Source organism: Nocardioides szechwanensis (assembly GCF_900103935.1).
GTDB lineage: Bacteria > Actinomycetota > Actinomycetes > Propionibacteriales > Nocardioidaceae > Nocardioides > Nocardioides szechwanensis.
This window is the reverse complement of the sequence record NZ_FNIC01000002.1, coordinates 638,048-662,535: the sequence shown is the minus strand read 5'-3', so window position 1 is coordinate 662,535 and position 24,488 is coordinate 638,048. Positions and strand designations below refer to the sequence as shown.

24 protein-coding genes are annotated in these 24,488 nt (G+C 71.2%); 11 read left to right on the top strand and 13 right to left on the bottom strand.

Annotated features, from left to right (window positions below; all coding sequences use genetic code 11):
* Positions 1-24 precede the first annotated feature (24 nt).
* From BLR90_RS08415 to ligD (BLR90_RS08395), 5 genes are all read right to left on the bottom strand, one after another.
* Positions 25-582: a signal peptidase I gene (locus tag BLR90_RS08415; RefSeq protein ID WP_143016155.1), complete on the bottom strand. Its 558-nt coding sequence runs from the start codon at positions 580-582 to the stop codon at positions 25-27.
* Between the two features lie 97 nt (positions 583-679).
* Positions 680-1,168 carry a hypothetical protein gene (locus BLR90_RS08410; RefSeq protein WP_091024401.1) on the bottom strand — a complete coding sequence of 163 codons (489 nt, stop codon included), beginning with the start codon at positions 1,166-1,168 and terminating at the stop codon, positions 680-682.
* Positions 1,169-1,297: 129 nt separating this feature from the next.
* Entirely contained in the window at positions 1,298-2,218 is a 921-nt protein-coding gene (gene ligD / locus BLR90_RS08405; protein ID WP_091024399.1) for a non-homologous end-joining DNA ligase, read from the bottom strand.
* Positions 2,215-2,937 (bottom strand): L,D-transpeptidase family protein, encoded by a 723-nt coding sequence (locus BLR90_RS08400; protein ID WP_091024397.1) that lies wholly within the window; start codon positions 2,935-2,937, stop codon positions 2,215-2,217. The genes ligD (BLR90_RS08405) and BLR90_RS08400 overlap by 4 nt, the downstream gene beginning before the upstream one ends.
* Complete coding sequence (gene ligD, locus BLR90_RS08395; RefSeq protein WP_091024395.1) at positions 2,934-3,854, bottom strand: non-homologous end-joining DNA ligase; 921 nt, start codon at positions 3,852-3,854, stop codon at positions 2,934-2,936. The genes BLR90_RS08400 and ligD (BLR90_RS08395) overlap by 4 nt, the downstream gene beginning before the upstream one ends.
* Positions 3,855-3,872: 18 nt before the next feature.
* Between ligD (BLR90_RS08395) and BLR90_RS08390 the strand changes: the two genes are divergently transcribed.
* From BLR90_RS08390 to BLR90_RS08370, 5 genes are read left to right on the top strand one after another with little or no spacing between them, the layout of a single operon-like run.
* On the top strand, positions 3,873-5,201 hold the full coding sequence (locus BLR90_RS08390) for a flavin-containing monooxygenase (protein WP_218029418.1): 1,329 nt from the start codon (positions 3,873-3,875) through the stop codon (positions 5,199-5,201).
* Positions 5,198-6,130: a bile acid:sodium symporter family protein gene (locus BLR90_RS08385; RefSeq protein ID WP_091024391.1), complete on the top strand. Its 933-nt coding sequence runs from the start codon at positions 5,198-5,200 to the stop codon at positions 6,128-6,130. Before BLR90_RS08390 ends, BLR90_RS08385 begins: the two co-directional genes overlap by 4 nt.
* Complete coding sequence (locus tag BLR90_RS08380) at positions 6,127-7,080, top strand: SDR family oxidoreductase (protein WP_091024389.1); 954 nt, start codon at positions 6,127-6,129, stop codon at positions 7,078-7,080. Before BLR90_RS08385 ends, BLR90_RS08380 begins: the two co-directional genes overlap by 4 nt.
* A 43-nt stretch (positions 7,081-7,123) precedes the next feature.
* Complete coding sequence (gene ku, locus BLR90_RS08375; RefSeq protein ID WP_091024387.1) at positions 7,124-8,065, top strand: non-homologous end joining protein Ku; 942 nt, start codon at positions 7,124-7,126, stop codon at positions 8,063-8,065.
* A gap of 1 nt (position 8,066) precedes the next feature.
* Entirely contained in the window at positions 8,067-8,837 is a 771-nt protein-coding gene (locus BLR90_RS08370) for a VOC family protein (protein ID WP_091024385.1), read from the top strand.
* On the opposite strand, the gene BLR90_RS08365 is transcribed toward BLR90_RS08370, so the two are convergent.
* Genes BLR90_RS08365 through BLR90_RS08355 form a run of 3 tightly spaced genes read right to left on the bottom strand, consistent with a single transcriptional unit; the run spans position 8,834 to position 12,766 of the window.
* Positions 8,834-10,258, bottom strand: a complete 1,425-nt coding sequence (locus BLR90_RS08365) for a carboxyl transferase domain-containing protein (RefSeq protein ID WP_091024383.1) — start codon at positions 10,256-10,258, stop codon at positions 8,834-8,836. The genes BLR90_RS08370 and BLR90_RS08365 overlap by 4 nt on opposite strands.
* Positions 10,255-11,427, bottom strand: coding sequence for a CaiB/BaiF CoA transferase family protein (locus tag BLR90_RS08360; RefSeq protein WP_091024381.1), 1,173 nt, complete (start codon positions 11,425-11,427; stop codon positions 10,255-10,257). The genes BLR90_RS08365 and BLR90_RS08360 overlap by 4 nt, the downstream gene beginning before the upstream one ends.
* A gap of 19 nt (positions 11,428-11,446) precedes the next feature.
* Entirely contained in the window at positions 11,447-12,766 is a 1,320-nt protein-coding gene (locus tag BLR90_RS08355; RefSeq protein ID WP_091024379.1) for an SLC13 family permease, read from the bottom strand.
* Positions 12,767-12,871: 105 nt separating this feature from the next.
* Between BLR90_RS08355 and BLR90_RS08350 the strand changes: the two genes are divergently transcribed.
* Positions 12,872-13,576, top strand: coding sequence for a FadR/GntR family transcriptional regulator (locus BLR90_RS08350; RefSeq protein WP_091024377.1), 705 nt, complete (start codon positions 12,872-12,874; stop codon positions 13,574-13,576).
* A gap of 19 nt (positions 13,577-13,595) precedes the next feature.
* Positions 13,596-14,363 (top strand): sulfite exporter TauE/SafE family protein, encoded by a 768-nt coding sequence (locus tag BLR90_RS08345; RefSeq protein WP_091024375.1) that lies wholly within the window; start codon positions 13,596-13,598, stop codon positions 14,361-14,363.
* Here BLR90_RS08345 and BLR90_RS08340 read toward each other — a convergent pair.
* From BLR90_RS08340 to BLR90_RS08310, 3 genes are read right to left on the bottom strand one after another with little or no spacing between them, the layout of a single operon-like run.
* Positions 14,347-15,222 (bottom strand): SDR family NAD(P)-dependent oxidoreductase, encoded by an 876-nt coding sequence (locus BLR90_RS08340; protein ID WP_091024373.1) that lies wholly within the window; start codon positions 15,220-15,222, stop codon positions 14,347-14,349. The genes BLR90_RS08345 and BLR90_RS08340 overlap by 17 nt on opposite strands.
* A gap of 1 nt (position 15,223) precedes the next feature.
* Positions 15,224-16,897: an FHA domain-containing protein gene (locus tag BLR90_RS20675; protein ID WP_170254333.1), complete on the bottom strand. Its 1,674-nt coding sequence runs from the start codon at positions 16,895-16,897 to the stop codon at positions 15,224-15,226.
* A 1-nt stretch (position 16,898) separates the two neighbouring features.
* On the bottom strand, positions 16,899-18,209 hold the full coding sequence (locus BLR90_RS08310; RefSeq protein WP_091024365.1) for a protein kinase domain-containing protein: 1,311 nt from the start codon (positions 18,207-18,209) through the stop codon (positions 16,899-16,901).
* 156 nt (positions 18,210-18,365) lie between these two features.
* Here BLR90_RS08310 and BLR90_RS08305 point away from each other — a divergent pair, with 156 nt between their 5' ends.
* Together BLR90_RS08305 and BLR90_RS08300 are read left to right on the top strand one after the other, a co-directional pair.
* Entirely contained in the window at positions 18,366-19,067 is a 702-nt protein-coding gene (locus tag BLR90_RS08305; protein WP_091024363.1) for a vWA domain-containing protein, read from the top strand.
* Positions 19,064-19,894 (top strand): protein phosphatase 2C domain-containing protein, encoded by an 831-nt coding sequence (locus BLR90_RS08300; protein ID WP_091024361.1) that lies wholly within the window; start codon positions 19,064-19,066, stop codon positions 19,892-19,894. Before BLR90_RS08305 ends, BLR90_RS08300 begins: the two co-directional genes overlap by 4 nt.
* A 62-nt stretch (positions 19,895-19,956) precedes the next feature.
* Here BLR90_RS08300 and BLR90_RS20960 read toward each other — a convergent pair whose 3' ends face one another.
* Together BLR90_RS20960 and BLR90_RS08290 are read right to left on the bottom strand one after the other, a co-directional pair.
* A complete protein-coding gene (locus BLR90_RS20960) occupies positions 19,957-21,516 on the bottom strand; it encodes a hypothetical protein (protein ID WP_170254334.1) in 1,560 nt (519 codons plus the stop codon).
* An 11-nt stretch (positions 21,517-21,527) separates the two neighbouring features.
* Positions 21,528-22,319 (bottom strand): serine/threonine-protein kinase, encoded by a 792-nt coding sequence (locus BLR90_RS08290; RefSeq protein ID WP_091024359.1) that lies wholly within the window; start codon positions 22,317-22,319, stop codon positions 21,528-21,530.
* 132 nt (positions 22,320-22,451) lie between these two features.
* On the opposite strand from BLR90_RS08290, the gene BLR90_RS08285 reads away from it, so the two are divergent.
* Both BLR90_RS08285 and BLR90_RS08280 read left to right on the top strand, forming a co-directional pair.
* Positions 22,452-24,050, top strand: coding sequence for an FAD/NAD(P)-binding protein (locus BLR90_RS08285; RefSeq protein WP_218029419.1), 1,599 nt, complete (start codon positions 22,452-22,454; stop codon positions 24,048-24,050).
* 12 nt (positions 24,051-24,062) lie between these two features.
* A complete protein-coding gene (locus BLR90_RS08280) occupies positions 24,063-24,488 on the top strand; it encodes a hypothetical protein (protein WP_091024357.1) in 426 nt (141 codons plus the stop codon).

Below are 24,488 nucleotides of genomic sequence, written 5' to 3'. Positions count from 1 at the left end.
GCATCATAGGGCTTCTCATCTCTACTACCGGGGTGACGTGCCGACTGTCTGGGACGGACCCGGACGCGGCTGCCTCGCGCGCATCGAGTCCTGGAGCAGCAGGAGCAGCAGCGCGGAGCCCGGAACGATCAGCGCGAGCAGCCACACCGACTCCCCGATCGGGGCCACGAACGGCAGCCCGACGTAGGGAATCGACACGACCACGCGGGACATCACCGGCTCCTCGAGGGGCACCAGCCAGGGGTCCGGAGTGGGCTGCGCGTCGCCCTGCGTCTGCAGGTGGATGCCGTCGATCCAGATCACCCGGTGGGTGAGCAGACCCTCCACGCCGGACGCGGGCGGCGGGTCGTAGGTGATCACGTCGCCGACCTTGAGGTCGCTGATCGGGACCCGGCGCTCCAGGACCACCGAGCCGCGGCTGATGCCGCCGTCCATCGACTCGTTGGCGACGACGTAGCGCTGGAGTCCGAACATCGTCGGCACGAGGGCCAGGAAGGTGACGGGCGCGAAGACCCCGAGCGCGATCAGCACGCGGGCAAACGGCGACAGCCGTCGCCGATGCGGTGCCGGGGCGATCTCCATCATGTCCTTCCCGAGGTCGGGGGCCGGTGCTGCTGACCACGAGGCGTGTGCCCCGCCAAACCCCCCAAAGTTGCTGCGCTGCGGTGGTGCTGTGGTGCTAGACGGGCACGAGCACCCACGCGTAGGACGCCGTGGCCGTCTCTCGACCCGGGCCGAGGTAGGTGACCTCGTCCGGGAGGGACACCGTGAACCGGAAGGTGACCGACTCGCCGGCACCGATCTGACCCATGTCCTGGGTGAGGTCGGCCATCGCTCCGAACTGTCCTGCGTAGACCTGCCGGCCACCGGCGTCGACCGACAGCTGGAGCTGCCCGTCACGGTAGCCCGTCGCCTCGCCCTGCTCAGTGAAGTCGATCCGCGCCGGCCGGTCGGCCGAGTTGTGGATCGTCACCAGGCGTGAGGCTTCGTCACCAGGCTGGATGTCGGTGACGGTCAGGGTAGCGAGGTGCCCGTCGGCGACCAGCTGGACCCCCGACGGCGACTCGCTCGCCTGGCTCCAGGAGATGCCGCTCAACGCGGCGATCGCGGCCACGACGAGCACGGAGACGACCGAGACGACGAGCTTGCGGCTGATCGTGAACTTCATGACACCCCCCACAACGACGTGGCCAGAAAAATCTCTAGGACAGCACGGACGCTACGCCTGGGGCGACCACGGTTGAGGAACGGTGTTTACACGCCCGATCCACCAATTGGTAACAGGCATTTCCCCAGGTCAGGACGCGAAGAGGTCGCCGTGCTCGGATACCCGTCGGAGTATCTCGTCGAAGCGGAGCTGCTCGAGGCCGAGCGGGTCGTCCGCGCCCTCCTCGACCTCGGCCCACGAGACCGGCGCCGCGACGTACGGCAGCTCCTTGCCGCGCAGCGAGTACGGCGAGATCGTGGTCTTGGAGCCGGCGTTCTGCGACCAGTCGAGGAACACCTTGCCCGGCCGCTTCGTCTTGGTCATGGTCGCGGTCACGAGCGAGGGGTGCTCGCGCTGCAGCTCCTCGGCGACCACCTTGGCCAGGGCCGTCGAGTCGTCGCTCGGCATCCGCTTCGGCAGGTCGGCGTACAGGTGCAGCCCCTTGCTGCCGCTCATCACCGGTTTGCCGTGCAGACCGCGCTCGGCGAGCTTGTCCTGCACGAGGAGCGCGACCACGCAGCACTCGTGGAGGCCGGCGGGCTCACCCGGGTCGAGGTCGATGACCAGCCGGTCGGCGTTGCGCGGTCGGCCGTTGCGCCCGACCGTCCACTGGTGCACGTGCAGCTCGAGCGCAGCCAGGTTGACCAGCCAGGTGAGCGTGGCCAGGTCCTCGACGATCGGGAACGTGATCTCGCCGTCGCCCTTGCCCGACCGGCTGCCCGTGGTGGGGACCGTCACCGTGCGCACCCAGGACGGCGTCCCCGACGGGGCGTTCTTCTCGAAGAAGCTCATGTCCTGCACCCCGTGGGGCCAGCGGATCCGGGTGACCGCGCGGTCCTTCAAGTGCGGCAGCAGCACGGGGGAGATCTGGGCGTAGTAGTTGAGGACCTCGCCCTTGGTGGTGCCCGTACGCGGGTAGAGCACCTTGTCGAGGCTGCTGATCTTGAGGGTGCGGCCCTCGACGTCGACCATGATTTCTTGCTTGTCGTACGCCGGCTTCTTGGGGCTCATCGGCCGACCGCGATCACGGGCCGCCGCTGCGGGTCGAGCCGGCTCATCAGCGCGCGCAGGAAGCCCCGCGGGGCGCTCACGCAGCCCGCGGTCGCACCGCGCCCGTTGACGTGCAGGAAGATCCCGGAGCCGCGGTGGCGGACCTGGCCCATGTTGAACCCGACCACGATGGAGTACTCGTACTGCCGGCCGTAGTCGGTCAGCCGCTCCGAGGCGTTGGGGTCGCTGGGCGGCAGCCACCAGCGGAAGCCGCCCTGCCGCTTGGCGCGGTAGCGGTTGTAGAAGTCGGAGGCGTTGTCCTGCACCCAGAAGTCGCCGCGGCGGATCTCGCGGTAGCGCAGGTCCCAGCCCGGCCGCTGCGCGTGGGTGCCGAAGGCCCACGGCAGCGGGTAGGTGCCGAGCGGGGTGGTGCCGGTGCCCTGGCGACGCCGGGTCCCGGCGACCAGGCCGCCGTAGCCGATCCGGCCGTCGTCGGCCTGGAGGCGCTGGACCCACTCGCCGTCGTGGCGCGCCCACAGGGTGACCCGGGCGTGGTAGCCGCGGGTGTGGTTGACGGTGACCACCTGTGCCGTGTGCGGCCCGAGGCGCACGGTCACGCCGTCGAGGACCACCGACTCGGGTGCGCGGGCGGGCGCGGTGCCGGGCGGGGCGGCCGCGACCGGCGAGCCGAGCAGCGGCGCGAGCACCGTGAGGGCGAGGACGGACAGCAGGCGTCTCACAGGTCCTCCGCGACCAGGTCGTGCCGCACGCCTTGGTAGGACGGCTGGCGCAGGCGGGTGTAGCCGACCCCGTGGGTGTCGACGTCGATCACGATCCGTGGCTCCACCCACCGGGTGCCGAGCGCGTCGACGCGCGGCACCTCGTCGGAGAAGGGGCTGTCGGCGCGTGCCAGCGGCGCGAGCAGCTCGGCGAGCTGGGCACTGACCTTGCCGCCGATGCCGCTGCCGACCCGGCCGCGGTAGAGCAGCCCCTCGGCGGTCTGCTCGCCCACGAGCACCGCCGCCAGCCGGTCACTGGTCCCCTCCTGGGGTCGCCAGCCGCCGATGACGTAGGAGTGCCGGTGGCGGTGGGCGAACTTCAGCCACTCTCGGCTGCGCTCACCAGGGCGATATCGCGAAGACCGTCGCTTGCTGACGATGCCCTCGAGCCCCTGCTGGAGGGTCGCGTCGAAGAGCATCGCGCCGTCGTCGTACGACGCGGGCACCTGCCAGGCCGAGCCCCCCAGGTCCAGGCCGGTGAGCAGCGCGCGGCGCTCCTCCAGCGGCAGGCTCGTGAGGTCGCGGCCATCCAGACGCAGCAGGTCGAAGACCATGAAGGTCGCCGGGGTCTCTAGGGCCAGCCGAGCTACGTCGGCGGGGCGGCGCAAGTGCATCCGATCCCGCAGCATTCGGAAGTCAGGAATCCCCCGGTCGTTGAGGGCGATCACCTCGCCATCCACGGCAAGGTCGCGAGCAGCCGCTTCCGAACGAATCAACTCGGGCCAAGCGACGGTGGCATCGTTCCCGTTCCGCGTGTAGAGCCGCACGTCGGACCCGCGGGCCTCCGCGAGGATGCGCACCCCGTCCCACTTCACCTCGTGCGACCACTCGGCTCCGGTGGGCACGTGGGTGCCCTTGGTGGCGAGCATGGGACGCATACCGACATCATGCCTCCCGTGGAACCGCCAAACTCGACTGACCAACGCACCTATGCGGTGATCGGCGCGGGCCCCTCCGGGCTCGCCGCGGCGCGCAACCTCCAGCGCGCGGGCATCCCGTGGACCGGCTACGAGCTGGCGTCGGGGGTCGGCGGGCTGTGGGACATCGACGGGCCGCGCAGCACCGTCTACGAGTCGGCGCACCTGATCTCGTCGAAGCGGACCACGGAGTTCGCCGAGTTCCCGATGGGCGACGAGGTCGCGGACTACCCGTCGCATCGCGAGCTGCTCGGCTACTTCCGCGACTTCGCCACGACGTACGACCTGACGTCGGGGTTCGAGTTCGGCGCGGAGGTGGTCGCCGCCGCGCCGCACCCCGAGGGCGGGTGGACCGTCACCGTCCGACACGGCGGGCCGGACGGGGAGGTCCGACAGGACCGGCACGCCGGGGTGCTGGTCGCCAACGGGACGCTCAGCGAGCCGTCGGTCCCGACCTTCGCCGGCAGCTTCGACGGCGAGGTGCTGCACACCAGCGCCTACAAGAGCGCGTCGGTGTTCGCCGGCAAGCGGGTGCTGATCATCGGCGCCGGCAACTCCGGCTGCGACATCGCGGTCGACGCCGTGCACCACGCCGCGTCGGTCGACCTGTCGGTGCGCCGCGGCTACTACTTCGTGCCGAAGTACCTCTTCGGCAAGCCCGCCGACACCCTCAACCAGGGCAAGCCGCTGCCGCCGCGGATCAAGCAGGCGATCGACTCGCGGGTTCTCAAGATGTTCACCGGCGACCCGGTGCGCTTCGGCTTCCCCAAGCCCGACTACAAGATCTACGAGTCCCACCCGATCGTGAACACCCTGGTCCTGCACCACCTCGGCCACGGCGACCTGCACGTGCGGCCGGACATCGACCGCTTCGACGGGGACGGCGTGGTGTTCCGCGACGGCAGCAGGTCCCCGTACGACGTGATCGTGCTGGCGACTGGCTACCACCTGCACTACCCGTTCCTGGACCCGAAGCTGCTGCGCTGGAGGGGCCGCGGGAGCGCGCCCGACCTCTACCTCAACATCTTCACGCAGGCCGACCCCGACCTGTTCGTGCTCGGCATGATCGAGGCGTCGGGCATCGGCTGGCAGGGCCGCTACGAGCAGGCCGAGCTGGTGGCGTCGTACCTCCGGGCGCGACGCGACAAGCCCGGGGCCGCCCGGGCCCTCGAGGCGCGGGTCGCCGGGCCGCGGCCGGACCTGTCGGGCGGCTACCACTACCTCGGGCTCGAACGCATGTCCTACTACGTCAACAAGGACGCCTACCGCTCCGCGGTGCGCGCCGAGATCGAAGGGCTCGCACCATGACCGATGTCGACAACATCAGGATCGTCTTCGAGGAGAGCTCGCTGACGACGCTCAAGATCGTGATCGGCGCGATCCTCTTCGGGATCGCGCTCGACACGAAGCTGGACGACTTCAAGGCCGCGGCCCGCCGCCCCGGCGTGATCGCGATCGGGGTCCTGGCGCAGTTCCTCCTGCTCCCCGCGATCACGTTCGTGCTGACCCTGGTGCTCGACCTGCGCGGCTCAGTGGCCCTCGGCCTGATCCTGGTCGCCTGCTGCCCGCCGGGCAACGTGTCCAACATCCTCACCCACCGCGCGGGCGGTGACGTCGCGCTGTCGGTGTCGATGACCGCGGTCAGCAACCTCCTGGCGATCGTCCTGATGCCGCTCAACATGGCGTTCTGGGGCGGGCTGCACCCTACCGGCAAGAAGCTGCTCGAGGAGATCGACCTCGGCGCGCTGGACATGCTGGTCGAGGTCGGCCTGGTGATCGGGGTGCCGTTCGCCGCCGGCCTCACCATCGCGCGGTTCTGGCCCCGGGTGGCGGCCGTCGGGCACCGGATCATCGGCCCGCTGTCGTACGTCGGTCTGGCCGCGATCATCGTCGCGGGCGTCGCCAACAACTGGGAGATCTTCGTCGACTACATCGGCATCGTGCTGCTCGCGGTGTTCCTCCACGACGCGCTCGCGCTGCTGCTGGGCTACGGGATCGGGCGGGCCACCAAGCTGCCTGACGCCAGCGTGCGTGCGATGACCTTCGAAGTCGGGATCCGCAACGCCGGGCTCGGGCTGCTGCTGGTCTTCACCTACTTCGACGGGCTCGGCGGGATGGCGCTGGTCGCGGCCTGGTGGGGCATCTGGGACATCATCGCGGGCCTCACGGTCGCGGTGGCCTGGCGGCGCGTGCGCGGCGTGGCCCCCAGCCCAGCCGACTCGGTGGCGGCCGCGTGACCGCCGTACTGGTCACGGGCGGCAGCGGCTTCCTCGGTTCCTCCGTCGTGCGCGGCCTGGCGGCGTCGGGCCACACCGTCACCAGCGCCGACCTGCGGCTGCCCACGACCCCGGTCGACGGCGTCGGCCACGTGTTCATGGACGTGACCGACGCGGCGGCTGTCGACGCGGGCATCGCCGCGGCGGCACCCGAGGTGGTCGTCCACCTGGCGTCCATCGTCACGCCGGGCAAGGGCTCCTCCCGGGCCTTGGAGCACGCCGTCGACGTCGACGGGTCTCGCCACGTGCTCGACGCGTGCCTCGCCCACGGGGTGCGGCGGATCGTGGTCTCGTCGAGCGGGGCCGCCTACGGCTACCACCCCGACAACGGCGCGGCCCACGGTGGCTGGCTGACCGAGGACGACCCGGTGCGCGGCAACGAGGAGTTCGCCTACAGCCACCACAAGCGGCTGGTCGAGGAGCTGCTGGCCACCGCGCGGGCCGAGCACCCGGAGCTGGAGCAGGTCGTGCTCCGGATCGGCACCATCCTCGGCGAGTCGGTCGACAACCAGATCACCGCGCTCTTCCAGCGGCCGCGGCTGCTCAAGATCCGCGGCGCCGACTCCCCCTTCGTGTTCATCTGGGACACCGACGTCGTGGCCGTCATCGAGCGGGCGGTCACCGGCGCCGCGACCGGGATCTTCAACGTCGCCGGCGACGGCGCGCTGACCGTCGACGACATCGCCGGGCTGCTCGGCAAGCCGACGCTCGTGCTGCCCGAGCGGGTGCTCCGCGCCGCCCTGGCCGTGGGCAGCCGGCTCGGCCTCACGCCGTACGGACCCGAGCAGACGCGCTTCCTGCAGTACCGCCCCGTGCTCGACAACACGCGGCTGAAGGACGAGTTCGGGTACCGGCCCACGCGCACCAGTCGCCAGGCCTTCGATGAGTGGAGGATGCGGCGCGGGTCGTAACCACGGATACTGATGCGACGTCAGCGACAAGAGAGGCTTCCCCATGCGCGCGATCTGGAAGGGTGCGGTGTCGTTCGGGCTGGTCAGTGTGCCGGTCAAGCTCTACTCCGCCACCGAGTCCCACGACGTCTCGTTCCGCCAGGTGCACGCCAAGGACGGCGGCCGGATCAAGTACCAGCGGGTCTGCTCGATCGACGGCGAGGAGGTGGCCTACGCCGACATCGCGAAGGGCTACGAGACCGAGGACGGCGAGATGGTCATCCTCAGCGACGACGACCTGGCCGAGCTGCCGCTGACGTCGTCGCGCGAGATCGCGGTCGAGAAGTTCGTGCCGACCGAGCAGATCGACCCGATGATGTTCGAGAAGTCCTACTACCTCGAGCCCGAGAAGACCGGCGCCAAGCCCTACGCCCTGCTCCGCCAGGCGCTGCTCGACGCCGACCGGATGGCCGTGGTCACCGTGGCCCTGCGGCAGCGCACCTCGGTCGCCGTGCTGCGCGTGCGCGACGACGTGATCGTGCTCCAGACCATGATGTGGCCCGACGAGATCCGCAAGCCCGACTTCTCCATCGAGACCGGCGAGATCAAGGACGCCGAGGTCAAGATGGCCAACATGCTGGTCGAGACCCTGGCCGGCGACTTCGACGCCTCCGACTTCGAGGACGACTACGCCGGCGCCGTCGAGGCCCTGGTGAAGGCCAAGATCGAGGGCGGCGAGGTCAAGCGCACGGCGACGTCGACCAAGTCCTCCGGCGAGGTCGTCGACCTGCTCGCGGCGCTCCAGCGCTCGGTCGACGCGGCCAAGACCGCGCGCGGCGAGACCAACGACGCGGACGAGGCGACGCCGGCGAAGAAGACCGCGGCCAAGAAGGCGCCCGCCAAGTCGACCCCGGCGCAGAAGGCTCCGGCCAAGAAGGCCGCCGCCAAGAAGACCCCGGCGAAGAAGACGCCCACCAGGAAGACCCCGGTCAAGAAGGCGAGCTGAGATGTCCCGCTCCAAGGTGCCCGGCGAGCCCTGCTGGGTCGAGCTGTTCGCGACCGACGTCGACGACGCGGTCCGCTTCTACGGCGGCCTGTTCGGCTGGACCCACGAGGACGCCGGCGAGGAGTACGGCGGCTACGTGACGTTCCGCCGCGAGGGCCGCCGGGTAGCGGGGCTCATGCGCAACGACGGCACCCAGCACACCCCGGACAACTGGGGCGTCTACCTCGAGACCGACGACGCGGCGGCCACCGTCGCCATGGCCGAGGCCCACAGCGGCCAGGTCGTCGTGGAGCCGATCCAGGTCGGCCCACTGGGGCACATGGCGTTCGTGAGGGACCCCGGCGGTGCCATGGTCGGCGTCTGGCAGCCCGGCGAGATGGCCGGCATCGAGGACGTCGGCGAGGTCGGGGCGCCGGGTTGGTTCGAGGTGCTGACCGGCGACTACGACACCGTCGTGGCGTTCTACGAGAACGTCTTCGGCTGGGTCACCGACACCATGAGCGACACCGCCGACTTCCGCTACACGACGCTCGGCAAGGACGACGACGCCCGGGCCGGGATCCAGGACGCCGCCTCGGTCCTGGGCGACCAGGGATCGGCGTGGCAGTTCTACGTGATCGTCGACGACACCGACGCCGTCGTCGCCCGGGCGGACGAGCTCGGCGGTGCCGTCGTCACCGCGGCCGAGGACTCGCCGTACGGCCGGCTGGCGGAGCTCGCCGACCCCGCCGGGGTGCGCTTCCACGTCATGGGCCCGGTCGAGGCGGCCTAGGTCATCCGCCGCAGCTGGGCGCCGATCTCGGCGGCGACCGCGACGGCAAGCTCCTGCGCGGACTCGCCGTCGATCTCGGGGACGACCCGCTGCACGGTGCCGTCGGCGAGGAGGTCGGCGGCGCCGACGCGCTGCGCCGCGGCCATCTCGGCGGCGTGGCCGGTGTCGCCGTGGACGATGACGCTGGCACCCTCGGGCGGCAGCGGCGAGAGCCACGCATGCTCGGCGGCGATGACGGTGTCGGCCGGGAGCAGCGCGAGCGCGCCGCCGCCGCAGCCCTGGCCGAGCAGCACCGAGAGCGTGGGCACGGTCATCGTCGCGAGGGTGCCGATGCAGCGCGCGATCTCGCCGGCGATCGCGCCCTCCTCGGCCTCCGGGGACAGCTCGGCCCCGGGGGTGTCGATCACCGTGACCAAGGGCAGCCGCAGCTCCTCGGCCAGGGTCATCGCGCGTCGCGCCCCGCGCAGCGCGGCCGGCCCCATCGCCCGGTCGGGCGACTGCCGTGAGCGGTCCTGACCGACCAGCACACACGGCTGGCCGTCGATGCGCGTGAGCGCCAGGAGCACCGTGTCGTCGAACTCCCCCTGGTCGGTGCCGCTCAGGCGCAGCGTGCCGGTGGCGCCGTGGCGCAGCAGGTCGCGGACCCCGGCCCGGTCGGCGGCGCGGGTGCGGGTGATCGACTCCCAGACCGTCGTACGACGCTCGGTCGGGCGATCCTCGCGGCGCGGGAGGGTGGGCTCGCTGGGCCCGTCGACCAGCACGGCCAGCGCCAGGTCCACGAGAGCCGGCAGCTCCTCCGGCGAGACCACTGCGTCGATGATGCCCTTGGCGGCGAGGTTCTCCGCGGTCTGCACCCCTTCGGGGAACGGCACCCCGTTGAGCCCCTCGTAGACCCGCGGCCCCAGGAAGCCGACGAGCGCGCCGGGCTCGGCGACGGTCACGTGGCCCAGGGAGCCCCAGGACGCGAAGACCCCGCCGGTGGTGGGGTGCCGCAGCTGCACGAGGTAGGGCAGGCCGGCGGCGCGGTGGTCCATGAGCGCGCGCGAGATGTCGACCATCCGCACGAAGGCCGGGGTGCCCTCCTGCATCCGGGTGCCGCCCGAGCTGGTGGTGGCCAGCACCGGGAGACCCTCCGCCGTCGCCCGTCGTACGGCGGACGCGATCCGGCGGGCGGTGGCCTGGCCGATCGACCCGCCGAGGAAGCGGAACTCGTTGGCGACCACGGCCACCGGCCGGCCACGGACCAGGCCGCGACCGGTGAGCACGGCCTCGTCGGCACCGGACTTCTCCGCCGCCGCCTCCAGCTCGCGCCGGTAGGGCTCGGGGTGGTGGGAGATGTCGATCGGGCTGTCCCAGGAGACGAACGAGCCGTCGTCGAGGACCAGATCGAGCAGGTCCTGGGCGCCCCAGCGGCGGGTCACGCGTCGGACTCCAGCCAGGAACGGATGGAGCCGGCGTGCTCGTCGAGCACCGGCGGCGGGGAGTGCTCGCGCCGCGTCACCTCGGCGCCGGCCGCGTCGAAGAAGCGCAGGGGCGGCCCCGGCAGCGTCACCCGGCCGAGCGTGGGGTGCTCGACGTCGACGAGCAGCCCCTGGCTGGCGGTCTGGTCCCAGCCGTAGACCTCGTCGAGCGTCCGGACCTTGCCGGCGGGGATGCCGACCTCGGCCAGCCGCGCCAGCAGCGGCTCGGCGTCCCAGTCGGCGAACGCCGTCTCGACCACCTCGATCACCCGCTCCCGCGCCGCGACCCGCTCCTCGTTGGTGACGAGCCCCTCCGCCGCCGGGTCCAGGCCGAAGCCCTCGCAGAACTTCCGCCACAGTCCCTCGCTGCCGAGGGCGATCTGCACGGCGCCGTCGCGGCAGTGGAACAGCCCGTAGGGCGCGATGGACGGGTGGTGGTTGCCCTGCGCGCGGCCCACCTCGCCGGCGACGGTCCAGCGGGTGCCCTGGAAGGCGTGGACGCCGACGACCGAGGCGAGCAGCGAGGTCCGGACGACGGTCCCGCGCCCGGTGCGGTGCCGCTCGTTGAGCGCGGCCAGCACGCCGTAGGCGCCGTACATCCCCGACAGCAGGTCGGCGATCGGGACGCCCACCCGCTGCGGGTCGTCGGGGCCGGAGCCGGTCAGCGACATCAGGCCGGCCTCCCCCTGCGCGATCTGGTCGTAGCCCGCGCGGCCGCCCTCGGGACCGTCGTGGCCGAACCCCGTGATCGAGAGGACCACCAGGCGCGGGTTGCGCTCCTGCAGCGACGCGATGCCGAGGCCGAGGCGTTCGAGCACGCCGGTACGGAAGTTCTCGACCAGCACGTCGGCCCGGTCCACGAGCCGCAGCAGCAGCTCGCGGTCGCCCTCGTCCTTGAGGTCGAGCGCGATCGACTCCTTGTTGCGGTTGGCCGCGAGGAAGTAGGTCGACTCGCGACGGCCCGGGTCGCCCACGAACGGCGGTCCCCAGCCGCGGGTGTCGTCGCCGGTCCCGGGCGCCTCGACCTTGATCACCCGGGCACCGAGGTCGCCCATCATCATCGTCGCGTGGGGGCCGGCCAGGGCCCGGGTGAGGTCGACGACGAGGACGTCGTCCAGGGGTCCGGTCATGTGGCTGCTCAACCTCTCGTCACCAGCTCGGCAGCACGAGCGCGGCCCAGACCAGGAGCGGTCCGACGATCACCACGATCACGCTGTAGGTCAGGATCTGCTTGTAGTAGACAGGTTCGCTGATGGTGTCGGGCTTGTTGGCCAGCATGAGGGCACCGTTGGTGGAGAACGGACTGACGTCGACGATCGTGGACGACACCGCCAGCGCGGCGACGAACATCGCGGCGTTGATGCCGCCCTCCGAGATCAGAGGCACCGCGATCGGGATGATGATCGGCAGCAGGGCAGTCGACGACGCGAACGCTGACACGACGCCGCCGACGTAGCAGAGGATCAGGGCCCCGACCACGACCGCGCTGAAGCCTGCGGCCCACTTTCCGACGAACTCAGGCGACCCGGCGGCGGTGAGGATGGCGGCGTACGTGCTGACGCCGGCCACCAGGAGCACGGTGGGCCAGGCGATCTGCTTGACCGCGTCCTTGTGCTCGTTGGGGGCGAGCATGGCCAGGATGACGGCGGCCGTGATGGCGACGAAGCCGATGTTCTTGTCGAAGGCCAGCGCGATCACGGCCACGCCCACGAACGCCACCAGGGTCAGGATCTGGTCGCGCCGTACGCCGAGCGCCTGGGTGGTGGTGTCGGTGTCCGCGCCCGTGCCCCGGCCGGGGACGTGAGCCCCGCCGCGGTGCAGGTCCTCGTCGAGGGTGTCGGGCTCGTCCGGGTCGATCCGGCGGGCCATCAGCTCGCGGCCACCGAGCAGGACGAACAGGATCGCGGCCATGATCGTGTTGACGACGAGGCTGGCGAGGAACACGGTGGTCTCGCTCGTGGGCAGGCCGGCGTCCTCCATCACCGAGTTGGTGATGACGCCGTAGATGCTGATCGGGGAGAACCCACCGCCCTGGGCGCCGTGGACCACGAACATCCCCATCATCAGCGGGTTGATCTTGTAGCGGCCGGCGAAGCCGAGGGCGATCGGCCCGATGATGGCGCAGGCGGCGGGGCTGGCCGCGCCGATCGCCGTCAGCAGTGCGGTCACGGCGAACATCACCCACGGGATCAGCGCGACCCGGCCGCCGACACCGCGAACCGCGGTTCTCACGATCAGGTCGACGGTCCCGTTGTTGCGCGCGATGGCGAACAGGTAGGTGACTCCGATGAGGGTGAGGATGAGGTCACCGCTGACTCCCCCGAGGATCTCCTTCTCGTCGAGGCCGAGGGAGTACATCCCCACCAGCCAGGCGGCGACGTACGCGAGCGCCCCCATGTTGATCGGCAGCACCGTGCCGATCACGAACAGCGCTACGAGGGCGAGGATCGCCACCCATTCCGGTCCCATATTTCCTCCCGAGGCCGACGCGCAGGTCATGGTGACCGGGCTCACACGCTGGCTCAGTGGCCTAGCCAATAGGTCAGTAGGCCGGATGTCAATACAATCCCGCTCATGGTCTCCGATCCCGTCTTCCCGCAGCGGCTGATGCGGACCCGCCTCTACGAGCAGGTCGCGGAGCAGCTCACCGCCTGGATCACCGACAACGACCTGCGCGAGGGCGACCGGCTGCCGCCGGAGCGCGAGCTCGCCCAGCGGCTCGGAGTCAGCCGCGCGACGCTGAGCCAGGCGCTGGTCGCGCTCGAGGTGATCGGCGTCGTCGCCGTACGGCACGGCGACGGCACGATCCTGCGCGGCTCACCCGGGTCGACCCGGATCGTCGAGGCGATCCGCTCCCACGCTGACCGGCTGCCCGAGATCATCGAGACCCGCGACGCGCTGGAGACCAAGATCGCCGCGCTCGCGGCCGCCCGCCGCAGCGACGAGGACCTCGCCCGGATCGACGACGCACTCGACGCCATGGAGGCCGACATCGACGCCGGGGGCCGCGGCGTCGAGGGCGACGAGCGATTCCACGGTGCCGTGACCGCCGCTGCGCACTCGCTGCTGCTCGCCCGGTTGATGGACGAGATCGGCGACCTGATCAAGGAGAGCCGGATCGAGTCCCTCTCCCAGCCCGGCCGTCCGCGCGACTCGCTGGCCGGCCACCGCGCCATCGCCGAGGCCATCCGCTCCGGTGACCCGGACGCCGCCTCGGACGCGATGCACGCCCACGTCGCGATGGTCAGCGACGTCGCGCTGCTGCGCCCGCCCGAGTGACGCCGCCGGTGGGCGTCCGGTGACCGGGCTCGAGCAGCTGGCGGTGCTGGCCGCCGGCCTCGTCGCCGGTGTCCTGACGTCGACGGTCGGCGTCGCCTCGCTGGTCAGCTTCCCGGTCCTGGTCGCGGTCGGCCTGCCGCCGGTGGTCGCCAACGTCAGCAACACCCTGGGCATGACGCCCGCGGGGATCAGCGGCTCCTTCGGCTACCGCCGCGAGCTGCGCGAGCACCCCGGCGTCACCGCCACCGTCATCGCGACCTGCACGGTCGGCTCGGTGCTCGGCGCGGTGCTGCTGCTCGGGCTCCCCTCCGGCGTCTTCGAGTCCGTCGTGCCGTGGCTGATCCTGTTCACCTGCCTGCTCGTCGGGGCGCAGCCGAGCATCTCGAAAGCCCTGCGCCGGCGGCACCCGGCCGGCCAGCCGCCACCGGAGCGCACCCGGATGTCCCCCGTCACGACGGCGTTCTCCACGTTGGTGGGCGTCTACGGCGGCTACTTCGGCGCCGGCTCCGGCGTGATGATGGTGGCCGTCCTGGGCTTCGGGCTCGACCTCGAGCTGCGCATCGTCAACGGGCTCAAGACGCTGGCGATCCTGTGCGGCAACGTCATGGCGGCGGTGATCTTCGTGTTCGTGGCCGAGGTCGACTGGCGGGCCGCAGGGCTGCTGGCGGCGGGCTCGGTGGTCGGGGGGTACGTCGGGGCGCGGGCCGGCCGGCGGCTGCCGCCGACGTTGTTCCGGGTGCTGGTCGTCGTCGCGGGCGTCACCGCCGCGGTCACGATGTTGGTCTGACCTTCTCCGACGCCGCCTTCGAGTCGGGCACCATCCGGTCGAAGCGGCTCATCAGGGCGTCGCTGAGCCGCGGGGCCAGGATGTTGAGCTGCTCGCCGATGCTGCCGAACGGCACGTTGACCACGACCGGCCGGTCCTCCAGCGCCCGCACCACCCGGTCGGCGGCCTGCTCGGCCGTGAGCGCGCGGCGGTCCTCGAACGACTCGGTCGGCACCACCATCGGCGTGCGCACCAGCCCGAAGCGCATGTTGGTGAAGGTGACGTTGTCCGCGTAGGTCTCGCGGCCCGCGATCCGCGACCACGTGTCGAGCGCGGACTTGGAGCCGAGGTAGGCGCTGAACTTCGGTGCCTTCATCTGCACCCCCCAGCTCAGGATGTTGACGACGTGGCCGAACCGCTGCTCGCGCATCGCGGGCAGCAGCCCCAGGGTCAGCCGCACCGGCGCGAGGTAGTTGATCGCGATCGTGCGCTCGACGTCGTGGAACCGGTCGTAGGACAGGGAGAGCGAGCGCCGGATCGAGCGTCCCGCGTTGTTGACGAGGTAGTCGACCGGGCCGTGCTCGACGAGCACCTTGGCCACCAGGTCGTCGACGGCGTCGCCGTCGGTCAGGTCGCAGGGGTGGGCCGTGGCGCGCCCGCCTGCCGCTTCGACGTCGGCCCGCACCCGCGCGAGGTCGTCGGCGCGCCGGGCCACCAGGAGCACATGCGCGCCACGGGCCGCCGCGGCTCGTGCGGTGGCCTCACCGATCCCGCTGGACGCTCCGGTGACCAGCACCGTGCGCCCCGAGAGCGGGCTGGTGCCGGACCGACGTACGAGACGGCGAAGGCGGGCGCGAGGAGTCTGCAGGAGAAGGCCCACGTCAGCCCTGGGCCTCCTCGATCAGGGGCTTGACGGCGTTGATCGAGCGGATCCGGCCCGAGACCACCGAGGAGCCCTCCTGGGAGAACGTGGCCGACGGGATGCCGACGATCCGGGCGTCGTTGTCGATCGCCGCGCCACCGGAGTTGCCGGGCGCGATCCGCGCGTCGGTGTCGATCTCGGAGCGCTCGCCGAGGCGGGGGTCGTCGAGGAAGGTCGAGATCACGCCCCGGGTGATGGAGACGCCGGCCGACCCGGAGATGCCGGGGAAGCCGAGCACGGTCACGTCGTCGCCGGTGCGCAGCTCGTCGGAGTCACCGATGGAGAGGGTGGGCAGGTCGAGCGGCCCGTCGAGCGGCTCGCCGTCGATGGTGGCGTAGATCTGGATGACCGACGCGTCGAGGAACCCGTCGCTGACGACGACCCGGGCGCGGTAGGCGGGCGCCGCGGCCGAGTCGTCGGCGTCCTCGATCAGCGCGATCTGGAGGTATTCGGGGTTGGTCTCGTCGCTCGGGCCGTACTGCTGCTCCAGGCCGTCGGCCTCGGGCTCGGCGACGTGGGCGTTGGTCAGGATCAGGCCGTCGGAGCTGATGATCGAGCCGGAGCCCGACCACCCGACGGGATTGCCGAAGATGTCCTCCGACTCGGCCCCGATCAGCACCGTGGCGACCTTGGCGCTGTCGAGCTCGTCGCCCGTGAGGACGTCGGTGGTGACGGTCGGGGTCGGCTCGGTGGTGGGCGGGTCGTCGTCGCCGGAGGCCAGCACCGCGGCCGTCGTACCACCGGCGACGACGGCCAGCACCGCCGCGGCGGAGAGGCCGACCTTGAGCCGGCGGGCCCAGCGGCGGCGCGCGATCCGGCGCTCCTCCTCCTGGGCGGACAGGATCGGTACGACGACGACCTCGGGCCCGGCGACCGGGTGCCCGAGCCGCAGCGTGACCCGTTCGGTGATCTGCTGCCGCTCCACGCGCCGGCCGTCGAGGAACGTGCCCTCACGCGAGGCGTTGGAGTAGGTCCACCCCCCGGCTACGGCGTCGACGCGGCCGTGGAGCCGCGAGGCCACCGGGTCGCTGAGCACGATGGTGCAGTCGGGGAGCCGGCCGATGGTGACGTTGGCGGGGTGGACGAAGCGGTGCTCGTGGCCCTCGGCCGAGACCAGCAGGTCGGGGCCGGTGCGCACCGCCGGGGCACCCGGTACGGGCCCGAACCGCTGGGTCGGGGCGACAACCATGGTGTTCTCGAAGCCCGGTCCCGGTGAGCGCGGCGGAGCCGGCGACGGCGAAGGTGACGGCGCCGGGGACGGCGGAGGTGGCGGGGGCGGCGGCGGGGTCGGTGAGGGTGCCGCCACCGGAGCGGGGTCGCCCTGGACCGGCACCACGCCGGGGAACGGCGTGACCGTGAACGAGCTGCCGGGCCCCTCGGGGCCGCACTGGACGGTCGTGGTGCGGGTCAGCTGGAGCTCGGTGACCCGCTGGCCGTCGACGAACGTGCCGTAGGCACTGGCGACGTCGACCAGGACCCAGCCGCCGCGGGTGGGTCGCAGCTCGGCGTGAACCCGCGAGACCGAGTCACCCGCGAGCAGGATGTCGGACTCGTTGGCGCGCCCGATCCGCAGCAGCCGGGGCGGGTCGATGTCGAGGGTGCGGCCGTCCACCTGGACCCGCAGCGAAGGCACCTCAGACCGCCTGGGTCCGGACGGCCACCACGGTGGCCGAGCCGACGGTGACCCGCAGCCCGTCGGAGATCTCCATGGTGCGGTCGGGCTCGAGGCGCACCTGCTGGCCGGCGCCGTACGTCGCTTCCCACGGCCGGTCGGACAGGTTGTGCAGGCCCCAGCGACTGGCGTCCTCGGGGTGGGCGCGCACCTGCCCGACCACGACCGACTCGTCGACTCCGGAGGCCAGGTGGTCGGTGCGCAGCGTGGCGAGCGGGCTGACCGCAACCGTGCGACGCCCGATCCGCAGGAGGTAGGGCGGCTGGAGCGAGGTGCCGCACGAACGGCAGGTGCGGTCGGGCTCGGCGACGTCCCAGAACCCGGTCGCGCGGCAGCCGCGGCAGGTGACCATGCCGTCGCGCAGCCGGTCCATGGCCTTGATCCACTGCCCCTCGGTGACCCGCTGCCCGGGGTTGTCGACGCCGGCCACGAAAGCCTGGACGAAGAGGTCCTGAAGGAACTTGGGGTAGATCGACCAGTACTGCTGGACGATGTCGGAGGGGCGGTTCTCGTCGCGCTCGGGGTGCATGCAGAAGACCGGGTCGGTGCCGAAGTAGTTGAGCAGCCACGACGTGTCGCGCAGGCCCGCATCGGTGCGCGCGCCCTCGAAGGGGTGCCCGAGGAAGAGCGTGTAGAAGAGCAGCACCGCCAGCGAGTGCCGGTCGGTGTCGGTGCTCGGCAGGGTCTGGTAGGTGAGGTCGCGCACGACCTCGGGTGCCATGAAGAACGGCGTGCCGAGGACCCGGCTGGTGCCGTCGTCGACCCCGACGTTGTCGTTGTCGCAGATCAGGACCGTGCCGTGCTCGGGCTCGAAGAAGACGTTGCCGAAGGAGATGTCGCGGTAGCACATGCCGCGGGCGTGGAGCCGCAGGAAGCTGTAGCTGAGCTGGCGGCACATGTTGATGGTCGACGCGAACGACACCGACAGCGGGTTGCCGTCGCGGTCGGTGTTGGAGAGCAGGAAGCTCAGCTCGAGGTAGCGGTCGTCGCGCAGCTTCATGACGTAGCCGAACGACTGCTCGCCCTCGACGCGCGCCATGCTGATCGGCCACAGGAACCGCTCGTGCGGTGACCCGGACTCCACGAGCCGCTGCATCTCGTTGAACTGCTCCACCGAGGCGCACTCGGGTCGGTACCACTTGAGCGCGAGCGCCTCGCCGTTGGCGAGGCGGACGTCGTAGACGAAACCCTGGCCACCCTGGCCGAGAAGCTGGATGATCCGCGCGCGCCCCAGAGGCCCCAGGTCGACCTCGGTCCCGTCCGACAGGCTCATGGGCGCCGACCACCTCCGCTCACAGCCACGGTTCACCAGAAAGAATGCCCCTTGCCGGTGTCACCGGAGTCCAGATGCAGACCCGCCGAAGAGACCGTGCCGGAGCGGGAACAGGGTATATCCTCGGCTCGGCCAAGGCATCGAGGCGGGGAAAACATGAGTGATCGCTTGGGCGGTGCCCTCGGGCGCAAGCCGTTGCACTTCATCTTCGTGCTGGACGTGTCCGGCTCGATGCTGCGCGGCGGCCGCATCCAGGCCCTCAACAACGCCATGGCCGAGGTGATCCCCCACCTGCGCGACGAGGCCCGGGCCAACCCGCACGCCGAGCTGCTGGTGAGGGTGCTGGCCTTCGCGACCGAGACCACGTGGGTCGTCGAGCAGCCGACCCCGATCGACCAGTTCCACTGGGAGCGCCTGCCCGCGACGCCCAAGGGCTTCACCGAGCTCGGCAGCGCCCTGTCGGTGCTGGCCAAGAGCCTGCACGAGATGGACACCGGCGCGAGCGCCTACCCGCCCGCGATCATCCTCGTCTCCGACGGCCGCCCGACCGACAGCACCGGCATCAGCTTCGCCGACGGCCTCCAGGAAGTCCTCGACGAACGCTGGGGCGCCGCCGCGGTCCGGCTGGCGCTGGGCGTCGGCCGCGACGCCGACATGCACTCGCTGCGCCGCTTCATCGGCAACGAGGACGTGCCGCTGCTGCGTGCCGACAACCCGCAGCAGCTCGTCGAGTACATCGTCTGGGCCTCCAAGGCCGCCAGCCGCGGCGCCTCGCGCCCGGTGCTCGGGACGAGTGGCGTCACCTACACCCCGCCCTCGGCGGCCGGGGGCGACCCGATCTGGAGCACGCTCGGATGAGCCGTCGCTGGACGGCACTGTCCGGCACGCAGATCGGCTCCGTGCACGTGCGCGACGGGCTCCCGCTCCAGGACTCCCACGCCGTGCGCGTCGCCGGCGACACGGCGTACGTCGCGGTGGCCGACGGCCACGGCCACCGGCTCCACTTCCGCAGCGACGTGGGCTCGGCGCTCGCCGTCGACCTCAGCCTCGAGCTGCTCGAGGCGGCCCTGCCGCACCTGACCGACGTGGCCGAGGCGCAGACCACCCTGCGCGCGGTCGGCACCGACCTGGTCGCGCGCTGGACCGCGGCGGTCTACGCCCACATCGAGCAGCACCCGTTCGACCCCGAGGAGCGCGCGCTCGTCAGCGGCTCCGACCGGGAGCACCTCACCCGCCCCTACGGGTCCACCGTGCTGGCCATGGTCGCCACCGGCGACCTGGTCGGCGTCCTGCAGATCGGCGACGGTGACGCGATCGTGGTGACCGGCTCCGGCCAGGCGCTGCGACCGGTGCCCGACGACCCCGACCTCGACGGCACCCGCACCACGTCGCTGTGCCAACCCGACCCCGTCGCGTCACTGCGGGTCGGCGCCCTGGACGCCGCGGCCGACCAGCTGGTGCTGGGCTACCTGTGCACCGACGGCTTCAGCACGTCACGCGTCGACCGCGACGGGTGGTGGCAGCAGACCGGGGCCGAGCTCGTGGCGTTCGCCCAGGAGCACGGCTTCGCCTGGATCGGCGAACGGCTGCCCGGCTGGCTCGAGGAGCCGGCCCGGATCGGCGGCGACGACACCACGCTGGCGCTGCTCGCCCGCGCCGACCTGGACCCGCACCACACGCGCTGACGGGCGCCGGCCCCGGGAGTACGAGCGAAGCGAGTACTTCCAAGGGAGGACGAAGTCCTCCCCTAGCCCTGGGGCCGCGGGTCCACCCACCAGTCGGTGAGGGCCTGGAGGTCGTTGGTCGGGTAGTACGCCTCCATGTAGCACAGGCAGGCGTTGAGGTCCCAGTAGCGCAGCACCCGGTCGCCCTCGGCGTAGGAGTCGGCCAGCCGCCCCTCGACCGGCCCGTCGCCGTAGGTCCAGTCGGGCGGGTTGAGGATCAGACCGTCCCGGCGTGAGTCGCGCAGCCGGGTCTGCCGGTAGGCGATCATGGCTGCCTTGTTCTCGAACTTCCCGACATAGACCTGGATCTGTTTGCGCGCCTTGCAGAGGCTCTCCTCGAGCTCGCCCCTCGCCAGTGTCTGGATCCGGTCGCACTGGTTGGGCCGCACCCACAGGTCGGCGAAGTCGGTCAGGTCGGGGTCGGTCAGGCCCTCGGGGTACTGCACCTGGGAGCCGACGCTCTGGAACACCGAGGCGAGCGCGCCGACCTCGACGGTCGCCGACGAGGCCTCGTAGAGGCCGCTCTGCAGTGCGCTGTCGTTGTCCCAGTAGAGCGTCGGGGTCGCGCCCTCGGGGGCGAAGCTGAAGACGACGCCCGACGCCGCCTTGGCGTAGCGGCCGCCGATCTCGGTGTTGACCTCCCGGAGCCGGGCCGCCTCCAGCTCCTCGAGCGTGTCGTACGTCGTCAGGTTGAGCGTCCCCTGGGGGAAGGTGCAGTCGAGGCTCTCGGTCTGGCCCGACAAGAGCTCACCCTCGAGGCACTCCGACTGGCCGGTGGTCACCCGGGTGCCGAGCGCCGAGTAGCGCTCGTTGATAGCGATGAAGTCGAGGTCGAGGGGGTCCTCGGTCACCTCCGTGGTCTCACCGGACTTCGGGTCGTCGGGCTCGGCTCCGGGGTCCTTGTCGTCGTCGCCGGTCAGCTTCAGCACCCCGAACACGACCGCCAGGATCACCAAGCCGATGCCGACGCCGATCAGCAGCGGCAGCAGCCCCTTCTTCTTCTTGGCCGGGGGCGGCGGGGTGGGTTGGCTCGACCACACGGGCGGCTGCGGCTGTGAGTACGCCGGTCCGGCCGGCGGAGGTGCGGAGAAGGCAGGCGCCGGCTGGCCCGCGAGCTGCGTGCCCGGGGCCGAGGCGCTCTGGGGGGCGGCCGGCGGCGGCACCATCGTGGGTGACATGGGCGGCGGCGCCGGGCTGGTCGACGCCGGCTGGGCCTGCGGCGGGGGCGGTGGGCCCTGCGTCCGGTAGCGACGTACGTCGGTGTCGGTCACCTTGCCGACCGCGAAGCCGAGCACGGCACACGCCCAGCGCGAGCCGGCCACGTCGGCGCTGCCGCGGTCGCGGGCGAGCAGGTCGCCCGCGGACTCGATGGCGCGCGCGGGCTCGGCACCGCTCTCGATGGTGCTGACCATCCACCGGAACGAGCCGAGCCGCACGGCGTCGACGAGCAGGTTGATGTCGCCGGTCGACGCGGCGCCCTCGTCGAGGAAGTCGTCGAGGGCGGCCCGGAGCCCGTCGGCGTCGTCGAACACGTCACGACCGAAGGAGATGCCCAGCTGGTAGAGGTTCTCGTGGAGCTCCATGGCTACCTCGATCAGGCTAGGGCCGCGACGCGCTGGGCGACCTCGGCGGCGGTCTGGGGGCGATTGCGCAGGTCCGCGTCGAGGCAGGCCGAGATCAGCTCGGCCAGTCCTGGTTCGATGTCGGGGAGCACGGTGGGTGAGGAGCCGAGGATGGAGCGCACGAGCAGCAGTGGCTCGCGGCTCGGCAGGTCGCCGTAGACGCCGACCCCGGTGGCGGCGTAGTGGAGGCAGGCGCCGAGGGACCAGATGTCCGAGGCCCTCGACGCGGCCGCCCCCAGCATGATCGCGGGGTCGGTGAACTCCAGGCCGATCTGGCCCATGCCGGTCACCACCATGCCCGGAGACAGCAGCTGGGACAGGCCGAGGTCGGCGAGCCGGCCACCGTCGGCGGCGATCAGGATGTTGGCCGGCTTGATGTCGCGGTGGGCGATGCCGCGCTCGTGCAGGGCATGCGCGGCCTCGGCGACGTCGCGGACCGCACGCAGTCCGTGCTCGCGGGTCAGGGTGCCGGTGGGCGACTCCAGCGACCCCAGCGGGAGGTACTCCATCGCGTAGAAGAAGTCGCCACCCTGGCGGCCGGCGTCGTAGACCGCCACCAGCTTGTCGGAGTCGGCGAGGCTGAAGTGCTTGAGCTCGCGGGTGGCGCGACGGAAGGCGTCGTCGGACGTGGGCCCGGAGATCACCTTGACCACGACCTCGACACTGCCGATGCCCAGGCGCGGTGGGGCGGTCGCCAGGTAGTTGGTCCCGTAGTTGGAGACCCCGAGCGGCCGGACGAACTCGTAGTCGGCGATTCCCTTCACACGGGCTCCTATCCGTGACTGAATCTCGTTGCCCAGGAAGCATGGCACGATCCCCAGCCCGGCGTGCGCTTTACCTGTCCGAGACTGCCCACGAGGTGTACGGTGCGGCAGGGATTTCAGGACGTTGAAGGGATGCCCGTGATCGACCCCTCCGCAGGCACCGTGTTTCCGACACCTGGCGCCCAGAACTACCTGCCCGCACAATCTGCCCCCGGCGACCTGACCGACGAGCTGCTCAACACCGACTGGTGGACCGACGAGATCGTCGCCTCGGCAGGGATCCCGATCATCGACGTGCCCTTCGTGTCGGTCGGCGGCGGCATCGGCAGCTTCGTCACCGCCGACTACCTGCGCATCGGCGGCGTGGACACCAGCCAGATCCGGATCCTGTCCGCACTCGACCATCCCTGGGAGACCTACGAGTACCTCACGCGGGTCTCGCAGATCCCCCGCGGCGAGCGGCTGCGGTCCGACTCGGCGTCGCGCCCCGACAACATCTGGGGCTTCCCGTCGTACGCCGTCAGCGAGGCCTGGCGCACCAAGAACCCGCGCCGGCTGTGGCAGGTCCTGGTCGAGCCGGTCTTCGACGACTTCTACACGCCCAAGGCCGGTTTCGTGTTCGAGCAGATCGAGCGCGAGGCCAACCGGATCCGCTACGACGAGATGCTGGCCAAGGGCCTGGTGCGCGTCGTACGACGTCGGGCCGGCGGCGGCTACTTCACGATCCTGACCCCGCCCGAGGGCGCGACCTCCACGAAGCGGCTGGCGTTCCGCTCGCAGTACGTCCACCTGGCCGTGGGCTACCCCGGCCTGAAGTTCCTGCCGGACCTGCAGGCCTACCGGACCGAGCACAACGACTACCAGCACGTGGTCAACGCCTACGAGTCCCACGAGCACGTCTACGAGCGGCTGAGGACCACGCCGAGCACGGTGCTCGTGCGCGGCGGCGGCATCGTCGCCTCCCGCGTCCTCCAACGGCTGATGGACGACCGGCTGCTGCACGGCGCCCAGACCACGATCATCCACCTCTTCCGCACGTTCATCGACGGTCCCAACGACGGCGCGGGCTCGCTCAAGCCGCACCCGTTCATGAAGCGCAAGGGCGCCGACGGCTGGGCCTACCAGGGCTTCAACTACCCCAAGTCGGTGTGGGGCGGGCAGCTCAAGGCCGAGATGCGCAAGCTCGAGGGCGCCGAGCGGGCCGCGAAGTACAAGGTCATGGGCGGCACCAACACGCCCTACCGGCGCTACTGGCAGAAGCAGATGAAGCAGGGTCGCCAGGAGGGCTGGTACCAGCTCGCGATCGGCACCGTCGAGAGCATGCAGCCGCACAACGGCCGGATCCTCAACCAGCTCAAGACCGCGCAGGGCGTCTACCCGCTCGAGGTCGACTTCGTCATCGACTGCACCGGTCTCGAGGCCGACATCACCGAGCACCGGCTTCTCAAGGACCTCCTCGAGCACAGCGGCGCGGGGCGCAACCCGGTCGGACGCCTCGACGTGGACAGGAACTTCGAGCTCAAGGGCACGGTCTCGGGCAACGGGGTCATGTACGCCTCGGGCTCGACGACGCTCGGCGGCTACTTCCCCGGCGTCGACACGTTCCTGGGTCTCCAGGTGGCGGCCCAGGAGATCCAGGCCGACCTGGCCAAGCGCGGCTTCGGCAAACGGATCGGCACGCTCCGGTCCACGTCGCAGTGGCTCAAGTGGTTCTCCGGCAAGCAGATCTAGGAGGCGCCGACCATGTTGCCGACCCTCAACGGGCGTATCCAGACCCGCATCTTCATGCTCGCCTTCTTCGGCAGCATCATCACGCTGCTGATCACCCCCGTCCTGCCCGGCGACCCCGACTACCGCACGACGTTCATCATCCTGGCGACGGTGCTGGTGCTCGGCGTGATCTGGGAGGTCATCTACCACGGCCTCATGCAGTGGCGGTGGGAGAAGGACTGGCCCACGCTCTTCGGGCTCCTCAACGCGATCAACGAGGGCATCCTCGTGTGGGTGCTGCTCGAGCTCGAGCTGGTGCCCGGCATCGAGGGAGAGGTGCCGTTCTCGGCGTTCCTGATCATGTTCCTCGTGATCTGGCTCTTCATCTGGGTCTGGACCAACGGTCCGATGCGGATCTTCAACATCCGGTGGCGCTTCTTCGGCGGAAGGCTGGTCTGA